Consider the following 13,106-nt stretch of genomic DNA (forward strand, 5'->3'; position numbering starts at 1 on the left):
ATGGCCGGGCTCCCTTTGACTCAAGTGCTTTCCTCGCCTTATTTCGGCAATTGGAACGAGCTTTTCAACGAAACGATCCGGTTGAACACCGGCTGGCCCGCCAGCGAATATTTCGGGTCGACGTTGAAATACCCGTGCCGGAAAAATTGGAATTTATCCTGCGGCTTCGCATCCTTCATGTTCGGCTCCACAAAGCCGCGGGCGATCGTCAGCGAATTCGGATTAATGAGGTCGAGGAACGTTTTCTCCTCGGCGGTTTCCGCAGCGGCGTCCCCTGCCTCGGTTAGCGTTTCGTCCACCAAACCTTCGGCCGCCTCCTCCAGCGCTACACCGGCCGTCTCTTCCGCTTCCTCTTCCAAGATCAGCGGCTCGTACAGCCGGAATTCGGCCGGCACCGCTTGAGTCGCCTCCACCCAGTGGATCGTGCCTTTGACTTTGCGGCCGGTGAAGCCGGTTCCGCTTTTCGTCTCCGGATCGTACGTGCAGTGGATCTCCACCACGTTGCCTTCCGCATCCTTGATGACGTCATTGCATTTCACGAAGTAGGCATTTTTCAGACGGACTTCGTTCCCCGGGAACAGCCGGAAATACTTGCTTGGCGGATTCTCCATGAAATCGTCGCGTTCGATGTAAATCTCGCGCGAGAACGGGATTTGACGGCTGCCCATTTCCGGGTTTTCGCTGTTGTTTTCCGCCTCGAGCCATTCCACTTGCCCTTCAGGATAGTTGGTGATGACGACCTTCAGCGGGTCCAGCACGGCCATCGTGCGCGGAGCTTTCATTTTCAAGTCCTCGCGGATGAAGTGCTCGAGCATTTTCGGATCGATGGAACCGAAATTTTTGGAAATCCCCGTTTCATAAATGAACGCCTTGATCGCCTCCGGCGTATACCCGCGGCGGCGCAATCCGGAAATCGTCGGCATGCGCGGATCGTCCCAACCGTCGACGATGCCTTCGTCCACCAGCTTCTTCAGCTTGCGCTTGCTGGTCACCGTCTGCGTCAGGTTCAGCCGGCCGAATTCGTATTGATGCGATACGTTTGGCATTTCCGTCTCGGCGATCGTCCAGTCGTAGAACGGACGTTGATCCTCGAACTCGGTCGAGCACAGCGAATGGGTCACGCCTTCGATCGCGTCCTCCAACGGATGGGCGAACGTGTACATCGGATAGATGCACCACTTGTCGCCGGTGTTGTGATGCGACGCATGCACGATCCGGTAAATGACCGGGTCGCGCAGGTTGATGTTCGGCGAAGCCATGTCGATTTTGGCGCGCAGCACCTTTTCTCCATCCTTAAATTCGCCGGCGCGCATCCGCTCGAACAGGTCGAGGTTCTCCCGGATGGAACGGTCGCGGTACGGGCTGTTTTTGCCCGGCTCGGTTAACGTCCCGCGCAGCTCGCGGATTTGGTCGGCGCTGAGATCGTCGACATAGGCTTTGCCTTTCTGGATCAGCAGCACGGCGCGGTTGTACATCTCCTCAAAATAATCCGACGCAAAATGCAGTTCTTCCCATTCGAAGCCCAGCCACTTCACGTCTTCCTTGATCGAGTTGACATATTCCACGTCTTCCTTGACCGGGTTGGTGTCGTCAAACCGCAGGTTGGTCCTTCCGCCGAATTCGTCCGCCAACGCGAAGTTGATCCAGATCGCTTTGGCGTGTCCGATATGGAGGTAACCGTTCGGTTCCGGAGGGAACCGCGTGATGACGGTTTTGACTTTGCCGGATTTCAAATCTTCCGAAATGATGTTTTTGATGAAGTTGGGAGGGGTAAAGTTGTTCTCCACGGGTATCAACCTTTCAACCTGACTTTTTGAACTCGCACTTTAATTAACTGTGTGCTAGCTCCGATTTATTTTCTTCTAAATATACCGATATCTTACCGATAGTTCAATGCTTTAAAAGGCCTTGAACGTGTGGTTTAAGTGTAGCTTTGCCCGGGCCCCCGCTCTTTATCGGTGTTTTATGGACTAAACCTTTCGCCACATTAAAATATCATCCACATAATTTCCGTCCAGCAAAAACTCTTCGACCAAGCGGCCCTGCTCCGCGAATCCGCAGCTTTCGTAGAAGGCAACGGCGCCGGGATTGCTGGACAGCACGCGCAGCGACAGCTTGCGAACGCCTCGTTCGGCCGCCAGTCGCACCAGGGCGTCCATCAGCGTCCGCCCGATGCCCAAGCGCTGGTATGCCGGATGGATGGCGATGTTCAATTCGAGCACGTGGGCGTTGCTCGGCAGCGGCGTCGGCGGCTTAAAGCCAACGTACCCGCATATCGCCTCGCCGATGCCGGCCACGATCTGCTCGCCCGGCGGGCAGCTCTGCAAGTACTTCTCCCGCGATTTCCACTCCATTTTCTCCCCAGGGGTATTGCGGCGGTCCCAAACCAAATTATCGATTTCCATCAACGCGGCCGCATCGTGCATTTCCGACAGTCGCGTCCAAACGTCACGGTGATTCATAGTATCATCCCTTCACGTGTCCTCAAGACGCCAGGCTGGAAGGTTGCGGACGATCGTCCCGGTTCATGGCGGCGTGCACCAAGAAGGAGAGGATCGACAGCATGGCGATGCCCACCGCCAGCCAAGCCACCGGAACGAGTCCGTTCCAGTCGAACAGAACGCCCATCGCGTACGGGCCGACGACGCGGCCCGCCGCGCCCATCCCGCCGACCAATCCGAGGTAGAAAGGCGCCGCTTTGCCCGTCCGGTCGGAAATGAACGACGGGATGGCCGGCGAAATCAACATTTCCCCGAAGGTGGTCAGCACCATCGCCGCAACCATGCTCGGGTAAGTATGAAAGCCCAGGATCGTCGCATAACCGAGCATGTAAAACAACGCGCTGGCCGTCATCTGCGCTTGCGGGGAGCCAGCGAACGTCCGCTTTACCCACAAGATAAACGGTTGGCCCACGAAAATCAACAAGCCGTTGAGCGTCCACAAAATGCTGTAGTTCCACTCCGGCATCCCTTGGGATATCGTAAACGGCGAAACGCCGTTATTCCAAATACAATTGCCGAGCCAGAGAAAAAAGGACCCCACGCCCATAAACAGGTAGACGGGATAGCATCGCAAGAGCTGCCAGAGGTTTTGTCCTTCCACGGATTTTTTGCGTTTTTGCACCTGCAGCTCGCCTTGATTTTTTTGAACCTTGTTCAAATACAACCAGAAAAATAACGCAAACGCGGCCGAAGTCAATCCGTTTAAAATAAAGCTGAGATCGTACGAAATCTGCGCCAAAAATCCGCTGATCGCCGTCCCCAGCGCCACGCCGATATTGTTGGCCACGTAGATGACATTAAACAGCTCCCCGCGCCGCTCAGCGAACCGGAAGCCGATGAAAGCCTGGATCGCCGGCATCGACGTCGCATTGAAAAAACCGACGAGCAGCATCAACAGCATAAACAGATGCCAGTTGCCGCTACCGTAAGGCAGCAGAAGCAGGAACACCGCGTTTAAGCCCAATCCGCCCACGATCAAACGCTTCACGCCCAGCCGATGGTATAACGCCCCGCCCAGCAGTTGGCCGGCGATCCCTCCGACCGACATGACCAGAATTACCAAACCGGCGTCCGTCACCGTCCGTCCCAGCACCTTGAATACGAACATCGTGACCAAAGGCCACATCAACGAACCCCCGGCCGAGCTGATCAAGCTTGCAACCAGAAATACCTTCACTTCCCGCGGATAGGATTGCAGCCATCTCATTTTTTCTCCCCCTTTGCTGCAAGACATCGCAGATGTACAACAAAAGGAGAGCCGACAGGGGCTCTCCTACTACCGCTTCGGTACGGTAAACTTGCTTGTACAACGCCCAGATTAGAATAGTATCGCTTAAAAGCGCACGTCAGGCAAGTACATCTATCGCCGCTTTACATCGACAACGGTGGAAAAGAACACCGCCCCGCCGCCCATATCGGCCAGACGGTCCGGCGTTAAGGCATTCGCGCGCGCGCGCGTCCCGCCCTCCTGCTGCCACCACAACCCTTGGCTGACAACCGTGCCCGGCAGCATTTTGTCGGTGACGGACGCCTTGACGTCGTAGCGGCCTCGGTCGTTCCACACCGTAACTTCGTCCCCGTCCGCGATCCCGCGCGCCGCGGCGTCCTCGGGGTGCATTTGCAGCAGCGGGCTTTTCTCCAGCGCCTTCAGCTTCTCCACATTGCCGAACGTCGAGTTCAGGAAGCTGTGATTCGGCGGCGATACGAACATCAGCGGATACGGCGCATCCTTGCCGGGACGGCGCTCGCCGTCATAGCCTTCCGCCAGCGGCACGTACGTCGGCAGCGGCGGCAGGCCGGCCCGCTCCAGCTTCGCGGAATACAGCTCGATTTTGCCCGAAGGGGTCGGTAGGCGGTCGAGCCACGTTTTTTGCGGCCCCATGTTCAGCTTCACCGCCCGCTCTTCCTTCAGCTTCTCCAGCGTCACGCCCTCAAGGTAAGGATTGTGCCGGAAATCCAGGGCCTGCCGGATCATGTCGTCTTCCGTGTCGCGGAACGCGTCATCGTCAAAGCCCATCGCCGCCGCCAGCAGCTTGAACGTTTCGACATTGCTTTTGCTTTCGCCCCGGGGCGCGATCACCGGCTCCTGAAGCTGGATATAATGATGCCAATAAGAACTGTACAAGTCCGTATTTTCAAAAGAGGACGTCGCCGGCAGCACGATGTCGGCATATTTCGCCGTGTCCGTCAGAAACAGATCGTGCACGACGGTAAACAGATCCTCCCGCAGAAGGCCCTGCTCCACCTTGCCCGTATCCGGAGCCACGACTGCCGGATTCGAGCAGTAGACGTACAGCGCATGGATCGGCGGATCCAGCGTCAACAGCACATCCCCCAGCTGGTTCATGCTCACCGTGCGCGCGCCCGGATTCGGCCGCAGGTCGGGACGCTCCAACGCGGTCGCGTTCATTTTGCCATAAGCGCCGTTGGATTTGAAGGCGCCGCCGCCCGGTACGAGCCACTGGCCGGTGAGCGCCGGCAGGCAGCTGATCGTACGGACCGTCATGCCGCCGTTGTCGTGGTGCTGCAAGCCGTTGCCGATATGGATGTAGGCGGGCGAGGTTTCGCCGTACAGAACGGCCAGCTTGACGATTGTCTCCGCCGGCACGCCGGTGATCGCGGCCACGCGCTCCGGCGTGTACGGCTTCACGTGCTCGCGCAGCTCGGCGTGGCCCACCGTGTAGCGCTTAAGGAACGCTTCGTTTACGAGCCCGCGCTCGAACAACACGTGCATCATTCCGAGCGCCAGTGCGCCGTCCGTGCCGGGATACAGCGGGATGAACCAGTCGGCCCGCTGCCCGGTGCGGTTGCGGTGCACGTCGATGACGACGAGCTGGGCGCCTGCCTTGCGCGCTTTCTCGATCAGGGCGACCTGGTGCATGTTGGTGCTGACGAGGTTGCCGCCCCACACGAGGATCAGCTTCGCCTTTACCGTTTCTTCCGGGCTCGTCCCGCCGCCGAACCCCATCGTATATCTCCACCCCGCGTTGCCCGCGGAGTTGCAGATGCCTTGCTGCAGCTGCGTCGCGCCCAGCCGGTTAAAGAACCGCCGGTCCATCCCGTCGACGCTCAATTTCCCCATATTGCCGTAAAAGCTGTAGGGCAGGATGGACTCCGGCCCATGCTCGCGGATCAACACTTTGTAGCGTTCGGCGATCTCTTGAAGCGCTTCGTCCCAAGAGATGCGTTCGAACTTGCCTTCGCCCTTGGCGCCGACGCGCTTCATCGGGTACAGCACCCGTTCGGGATGGTAGACCCGTTCCGCCATATTGCGGACCTTGTTGCAGATCGCGCCTTGCGTAATCGGATGATCGGGGTTGCCGGTCACCTTGACGATTTTTCCGTTCTCTTTATGGAGCAGCAAGCTGCACGTATCGGGACAATCCAGCGGACATACCGCGGGAAACACCCCGTCTGGTTTATGGATCATGTTCCACCCCTCCTGTCTGTAGCTAATTGTAAGGAAAAACGATCCCCGTCGTAAACCCCCGCTATGAATTTCCTTACGGACTTGCTGACTTGGACGGGCCCTGCTCGAAGTCAGGGATAGTAGGGGGGAGGGGGGAAGGGACGATTGTGGCGGTGTGCCCCAGTCCCTGCACCCTGCTCTCCGCTCTCTGTTCTCTGTTCTCTACACTTTGCACTTTGCACTATGCACTATGCACCTTGTAACCCTGTACCTACCCTCTGCCCACTCTTGCCCACTCTTTGCATGATTATCCCGTTCGTTCAGGTCGCAGAAATTCTAATTTTTGACTTTACATGAGAACATATGTTTTGTATAATAAAGAAAAGCGAACGTATATTCGGGAGGTGCCATCAGGGATGCCAATCAATACGGAGACGAAGTCGATTCCTCAACCTAGTCGTTTTACCAGCGAGCAGGATTGCATGGATGCGTTGATTTCCGTGAAGTGGCCTACCGGCTTCGTCTGCCCGCGATGCGCTCACACCCGGTACAGCCGTCTGACCTCCCGGCGTATTCCCTTGTTCGAATGCGAAAGTTGCGGGCATCAAACGTCGCCTTTGGTCGGAACGATTTTTGAAGGAACGCATTTGCCCCTTCTGAAGTGGTTTCATGCGCTGGAGTTATTCCTGCTCCCCGATGGCATCTCGGCTACGCGGCTGTGCCAGGTGATCCGGGTCACCTACAAGACCGCCTGGTTGATGCTCCAGAAAATGCGCCATGCTGTCGGGGAGTTCGATGCCCGGGAGCTGCTCTGCGGAGACGTGAAGGTGAACTGCGATCAATATGGGACAAATCCGACTCGTTGTCCATCCTCAGATCGGTATGCCTCGGCAGTCGTAGCTGGCTGCACAGTAACAGAGTCGGGCGAGCCTGAGCACATCAAAATCCGCCTATTGCCGCAGAAAAGGGGAAACGGGCAAAGGGCGAACCGTCGCGAACTCGCTTCGTTCATCACCGAACAGGTGGAGGTTCGCACATCGGCGGTGCAGTCGTTTCCTTTGGCCTTCCGGCTGTATTTGCCTCTGCGGAAAGCAGTGAGAGAGGCATGGGAATCATTGACCCGTACCTATGGAGCCCTGGGGTCGAAGCATCTGCAGGCTTATATGAACGAGTACACCGCACGCCATCGGTTGCGCCGCTTGCCAGTAGCAGGCATAACGATGAGGCAGAAATTGCTACAGATATGTATGACGATTCCGGCGATCCCCTACCGGCGTTTGATCGCTCGCCAACCGAGTCTGTCCCTTGCGGATGCTGCTTAATCGAGCTACTCTACTACACCTATCTGCTTATCTGATCTGCTTATCTGATCTGCTTATCTGAACATCTCTGCTTCACTGTCGACCTATCAGTTTCAACGCGACCTACTTTCTTCCACAAATTTATCTTTTTGATTCCTCAGCTAGCTGATTAAAAGGGATAATGGTGCAAAGGCGCGGCCAGACATCCCCCTTCGCCCCCCCTCTCGTCCCGCTCGAACAACACAAAACAACCGCCCCCCATGCGGAGAAGCGGTTTAAGATTGACGATCGTTATTTTCGTACTATACCGTTTTGCTCATCGATGCGGACGTTGAAGTTGCATGCTTGGTGGCCGATGCGCCGTCCTGTCCTTTGTCCTTCAAATAGGCGGTCCAATACGCCGCGGCCACGAAGATGGCACCGCCGGTCAAATTGCCAAGCCAAACCGGCACAAAGTTCTTCAAATATTCGCCCCAGGAGTAATATCCTTCGAAAATGGCCGCCGGAATCAGGAACATGTTGGCAACCACGTGTTGAAAGCCAATCGCGACGAAGGCCATAGTCGGGAACCAGATGCCGAGGATTTTGCCGCTCATATTGTCTGCGCCGTACGAGAGCCACACCGCCAAAGCAACTAGCCAGTTGCAGCCGATGCCGGACACGAATGCTTGTAGGAAGCTGTCATCCAGCTTGTGGCCGGCCATATCGACCAGCTTCTCGAGATAAGGGCCACTGGCCGTCAAGCCGACGACATGCCCAAAAAAGTAAGCGACGAACAAAGCGCCGATGAAGTTGCTCAAAGTGATCAATACGAGGTTCTTGAACATGTCTGCGGTGGAAATGCGCCCCGCCATCCGCGCCAGCGGCACGGCCATCATATTGCCGGTCAAGAGCTCCCCGCCTGCCAACAGCACGAGAATCAGCCCGATCGGGAACACCGCGGCGCCGATGAAGTTAGCGATGCTGCCCCATTCCGCCGGAGCGCTGCTGATCACGCGGATATCGAGCAGAAAACCGAGCGCAATAAAAGCTCCGCCCAGAAAACCGAGAATAAGTACGGTCAGCAATGGATTATGCGCTTTTTTGATGCCATTTTCCACGGTCACTTCGGCAATTTGCGCAGGTTTATAGTAAGCCATGATCCTGTCTCCTTTACAAGCAGCTTAACTTGTTGATCCGTGTCTATTGTAGCGTGCCGATTTGCCCGGATAAGTAACAAAGATCACGTTAGCGTTTTCACGAGGTGAATGAAAAACAAAAAAAGCCGGTCCCTTGAAGGCATATTGCCCTATTGAACCGGCTTTCGCTAATCATTCTAAGAAAGGAACGGGGGATGAAATGACCTTAAACGCGAACGGTCTCCCGCTTCGGCACCTCCGGCAGCGCCCCCAAACCTGCGCTGTTCAAGAAATTCCACGGCTTGTTGTAATGCGGCTGGAAGAAGAAATCGACGAAGGCCAGCTCTTCCATCTTCATGCCGTTTTGGATGCACACCGAAATCGTGTTGATCGACTGGGTCAGGTCTACTTTCGACATGATTTGCGCGCCCAAGATTCGGCGAGTGGTCTTCTCGTAAACGACCTTCAACATGACGGGTTCGTGGGTCGGCATAAATTCCGGCCGGTAGTTATCGGTGATAAATACCTCTTCGGCCTCCAGACCCGCCTCTTTCGCCGCAATTTCCGTCAAACCGGTTCCCGCGATGTTGTTTTCGTAAATTTTGATTCCCGAAGTCCCTTGGGTACCCATGTACTTCACGGTTGGCGTAACCAGGTTACGCGCGACTAACGTGCCCATGCGAACCGCGTTTGTCGCCAGCGGGATATAGGCGTGCTCACCTGTCGGGTTATAGAAGACCGCGCAGCTGTCGCCAGCCGCATACACGTCTTGCTTGCTGGTACGCATGTATTCGTCCACAATGATTGCACCGTTATCCAACATGTCGACCTGCCCTTTCAGCAGCTCCGTGTTTGGTCGGAACCCGATGCACATGATCACCAGGTCGGCTGCGTAGGCGCCTTTGTCGGTGATCACTTTATTTACTTTGCCGTTTTCGCCTTCAAAGCGTGCGACCTTTTGTCCTAAGGCCAGCTCAATGCCATGCTCGAGCAGCGATTGTTCGATCTTATCCGTGTATTCCGCATCAAGGTATTTGCTCAAAATGCGATCCTCGGCGTCAACCAGCGTCACTTGCTTCCCGTTCAATTGGAAGGCTTCAACCAGTTCCACGCCGATGTACCCGGCGCCGACCACAACGATTCGGTCTGCTTGCTGCGCTTTTTCGATGATCGTGTTGGAGTGGTTGAAGTTCTTCGAGAGCACGATGTTCTCCAGATCGCTGCCCTCAAACTTCGGCACAATCGGCCACGACCCGGTCGTTACGATCAGCTTATCGAACGTATCCTCGAACACTTCGCCGGACTCCAGGTTCCGGGCTTGGAGCGTTTTGGCGTTGGTATCCACCGAAACCACCTCGTGCTGCATCTTCGTATTCACGCCAAGCTCGGCCAACTGCTGCGGCGAGGAGTAAAACAACCCTTGCGGATCCTTAACCATCCCCCCGACGTACAACGCAATGCCGCACGACAGGAAAGAAATGTTGTCGTTTCGTTCGTACACGGTAATTTCCGCGTCCGGGTAAAGTTTTGCCGTGTTGACGATGGCGGCCGTGCCTGCATGGGTACATCCAATAACTGCTACTTTCATGATTTCTTCCTCCTCCAAAGGCAAAGCCTGTTTTTGTTGTTATCGACAAGTCCATAATTTGTGGGATATTTGTGAAAAACATCACTTGGAAATCTATCGACTTGTGAAATGTTTCACCTTATACACTTTATTATAGTGTGACATTTTTCACATTGCAAGAGGTAAAAGAGATTTTTTTAATATTCACAATTTTATTTTTTTTGCGAGCCTTTAGTTGCCCAAGCTTCCGTAAAGCCTTTATCAGGTTTCCCGGCCGCCGGGAATGTTAAGCTGGAAGGTTGTGGGGCCATGAAAAAAAGCATCCGACGGATCCCGGACTCTTCCGGGTTCGCCAAATGCTTACATTGCCAATGTTATGATGATACGATTCTCCCGCCTGATACCGGCGTATTTACTGCGCTGAAGCCGCGGCAAGCTGCTCCCGGATCTCGGCGTATTTGGCCTCCCGCTCTGTTTTGGTGAGCTTGGGACAGCTATAACAGTAGCCGTGGCCGGTTGCCGTCCGGTAAGCGAGGCAGCAAGTCGGCTTCATCGGCGTTTTCTCGCCTGGCCGGTAAGGATCGTCCAGGAAGACTTCCTTGATCCGATAAGGATTGCGTTTCAAACCAAATTCTTCGGCCGGCAGTTGCTTAACGAGCTCATACTCTTCCAGAAGGCGTGAACATAAACCTTCATTCTCCAAACGGCCAGCGAGGGCGCGCACGTAAAATTGAACGCCCAACGGCAGTTGACCCCACAATTGGGCCATCGGAAGTCCCGAGACCGCGGCAATGCCCTCCATAACCGGAAGCAGCGTCTCTCCGTAAAAACGTCCGAGCCCGCTTATCCGCCAGGACGAAGGGCCCCCGACCGGCCAAGGCCGTTCCGCCTTATCGTTCAACACAAAATAAACCCAGGGAAACCCGTTCACCGGCACGAGTTGAATCGTCAGATTTTCAAGCGAAAAATCGAGCCTGGCCGGTGTCACGGACACCATATACTGCAATGCCGCGCACACGACCCGCCAACTCGTAGCGAAATAGGTCGCCGACACCTGAAGATCCAGCCCCTTGATTTGCTCCCGGTACAATTCCAAAAAAGAAAGCATCTGCGCACGATCCAACAGTGCCGTGGCCGGCAACGTAAACAGCGCATCCGGCCGTTTCTGCGTGACAATTCCCAATTGCTGCTCCAGCAGTTGATAATCTATGCTCATCTTCGGTGCCTCCGCTACAGGAGTGAGACGACTTTGGGCGAAGCCTCTTCAGGTCTGTCGTTTTTGCCTTTGCGTGCCTTGCCTTCGGATGCCGCCCGGTACAGCTCATAAGGGAGACACAGCGGCACACCGCTCCGAGGATCGGTAACGATGTCCGCCTCGATGCCAAACACGTCGCGCAGCACTGAGGAGGTCACCACCTCTTCCGGCACACCGGAAGCGACTGCCCGGCCCTGCTTGATCGCGATCATGTAATGGGCGTAACGGGCGGCGTGGTTCAAATCGTGAACGACCATCACAATCGTCCGTTTAGACGTGGCGTTAAGCTCTTCGAGCAGTTGAAGCACTTCCAACTGGTGCGCCATGTCCAGGAATGTCGTCGGTTCGTCGAGGAACAGGATATCCGTTTCCTGAGCCAATGCCATCGCAATCCAAGCCCGTTGGCGCTGACCGCCGGACAACTGCTCCAGGGCGCGGTCGCTGAATTCGCCCATGCGCGTCGCTTCGATCGCCCATTCGACAATACTCCGGTCCTCGGCTTTCAAGCCGCCAAACCCTTTCTGATGCGGAAAACGCCCATAGGATACAAGCTCGTATACCGTTAAGCCCTCCGGGGCGGTCGGGTTTTGCGGAAGAATGGCCAGTTGCTTGGCCACTTCCCGCGTCGATTGCTTGTGGATCGACTTGCCGTTAAGCAGCACGCTGCCGGATTTCGGCTGAAGGATCCGGGCCATCGTTTTCAAGACCGTGGATTTACCGGAGCCGTTCGCCCCGACCAACGCCGTGATTTTCCCCTCGGGAATCGAAATGTTTAAATCTTCGACAATCAGACGATCCTCGTAGGCAATATCCAAATGCGAAGTTTTTAAGGAGACCATGGCATTCTTCCTTTCCGTGTCCAACTGAATAATCACGCCAATATATCATCTAAAAAGAATCCGAATAACGGTTTCATCTCAATTTCATTAAAACTTCATCTTCTTAAAGATACTGATAATCATTATCATCTGTCAACTGTTAATTTTGATCGTTCTGCACAAAAAGACGCCCGCAGGCGTCTTATGCTTCATGGCTCACGGCCACGGACAGTCTAAGAAATTACTGCGCCGAAACCGGCACGGCGTCATAGTATTCTTCCAGCGTAATGCCCCGTTCCCCGATATCCGAAGCGATTTCCTTCCCTACATATCGTAGGTGCCATGGCTCATATTTGTATCCGGTAATGGCTTCCTTCCCTTCCGGATAACGAATGATAAAACCGTATTCGGTCGCATGGTCCGCCAGCCAAGCCGCTTCCTTCGTGTCGCCGAAGCAGCTTTCCGCCGCGCATTTGCCGTCGCTGCCCGATACGTCGATCGCCAGTCCTGTCTCATGCTCGCTGTGTCCGGGCACAGCGCTGTAGGTCTTGGCCACTTCCTCGCCGTCCTTCGCCACATACCGGTTAAACAGCGCCGTCTGGGTACTGTGCGAACGATACGCCGACACGCCGGCCAGATAGATGCCGTCTTTCTCGGCTCCTTCGAACAAATCCTCGAGTGCTGCGGCCGCCTCTTTGCGCATCATGCGTTTCTCGATTTTTTCTTTGAACGTGAAACGGACGTCCGGATACACCAAATCCTGCGGTTCGTATTCGTCCGGCAGAGCGAATTGCTTATTGATCAGCACCGCCACGCTATCAGGGTCGGCCATCGCTGCACGGTCCCCTCCGCTGCCGTTATCCGAACCGGCAGGGTCCGGCGCCTGATCGGCGGAATCCCCGTTCGCGACTCCGCCGTTTGCCGCGTTGGCATCGTTTGCGGACGATTTATCCGTGGTGCCCGCGTCGTTCCCGGCGCCATCCCCCGAACCGGCATTCGAGTCGGCCGCGTTCGTGCCGCTCTGAGCCGACGTCTGTGGAGCATCTGCGGCTTGATTCCCGCAGCCCGCGAATAAAGCCGCCGCCATGATTAGCGCAACCGCCGCGGTTATCGCCCCTTTCTTGCTATTCATCCTGA

General features: G+C 55.7%; 10 protein-coding genes. 1 reads left to right on the forward strand and 9 read right to left on the reverse strand.

Going from position 1 to position 13,106, the window contains the following annotated elements; translation table 11 throughout:
- Positions 1–38: 38 nt before the first annotated feature.
- The 4 genes from ACZF99_RS24385 to ACZF99_RS24400 all read right to left on the reverse strand — a co-directional run bounded on the left by ACZF99_RS24385 (position 39) and on the right by ACZF99_RS24400 (position 5,931).
- Entirely contained in the window at positions 39–1,787 is a 1,749-nt protein-coding gene (locus ACZF99_RS24385) for a glutamine--tRNA ligase/YqeY domain fusion protein (protein ID WP_483607468.1), read from the reverse strand.
- Between the two features lie 183 nt (positions 1,788–1,970).
- Positions 1,971–2,462, reverse strand: coding sequence for an N-acetyltransferase family protein (locus ACZF99_RS24390; RefSeq protein WP_483607469.1), 492 nt, complete (start codon positions 2,460–2,462; stop codon positions 1,971–1,973).
- A 22-nt stretch (positions 2,463–2,484) separates the two neighbouring features.
- Positions 2,485–3,708: an MFS transporter gene (locus ACZF99_RS24395; protein ID WP_483607470.1), complete on the reverse strand. Its 1,224-nt coding sequence runs from the start codon at positions 3,706–3,708 to the stop codon at positions 2,485–2,487.
- A gap of 153 nt (positions 3,709–3,861) precedes the next feature.
- Positions 3,862–5,931, reverse strand: coding sequence for a molybdopterin-containing oxidoreductase family protein (locus ACZF99_RS24400; RefSeq protein WP_483607471.1), 2,070 nt, complete (start codon positions 5,929–5,931; stop codon positions 3,862–3,864).
- Positions 5,932–6,263: 332 nt separating this feature from the next.
- On the opposite strand from ACZF99_RS24400, the gene ACZF99_RS24405 reads away from it, so the two are divergent.
- A complete protein-coding gene (locus ACZF99_RS24405) occupies positions 6,264–7,232 on the forward strand; it encodes a transposase (protein ID WP_483607472.1) in 969 nt (322 codons plus the stop codon).
- A 281-nt stretch (positions 7,233–7,513) separates the two neighbouring features.
- Here ACZF99_RS24405 and ACZF99_RS24410 read toward each other — a convergent pair whose 3' ends face one another.
- From ACZF99_RS24410 to ACZF99_RS24430, 5 genes are all read right to left on the reverse strand, one after another.
- Positions 7,514–8,350, reverse strand: a complete 837-nt coding sequence (locus ACZF99_RS24410; protein ID WP_483607473.1) for a formate/nitrite transporter family protein — start codon at positions 8,348–8,350, stop codon at positions 7,514–7,516.
- 205 nt (positions 8,351–8,555) lie between these two features.
- Positions 8,556–9,917, reverse strand: a complete 1,362-nt coding sequence (locus ACZF99_RS24415; protein WP_483607474.1) for an FAD-dependent oxidoreductase — start codon at positions 9,915–9,917, stop codon at positions 8,556–8,558.
- 391 nt (positions 9,918–10,308) lie between these two features.
- Positions 10,309–11,112, reverse strand: coding sequence for a hypothetical protein (locus ACZF99_RS24420; protein WP_483607475.1), 804 nt, complete (start codon positions 11,110–11,112; stop codon positions 10,309–10,311).
- Positions 11,113–11,126: 14 nt separating this feature from the next.
- Positions 11,127–11,990: an ABC transporter ATP-binding protein gene (locus tag ACZF99_RS24425; protein WP_483607476.1), complete on the reverse strand. Its 864-nt coding sequence runs from the start codon at positions 11,988–11,990 to the stop codon at positions 11,127–11,129.
- 220 nt (positions 11,991–12,210) lie between these two features.
- On the reverse strand, positions 12,211–13,101 hold the full coding sequence (locus ACZF99_RS24430) for a M15 family metallopeptidase (protein ID WP_483607477.1): 891 nt from the start codon (positions 13,099–13,101) through the stop codon (positions 12,211–12,213).
- Positions 13,102–13,106 lie beyond the last annotated feature (5 nt).

Source organism: Paenibacillus sp. JL3B1040 (assembly GCF_057063165.1).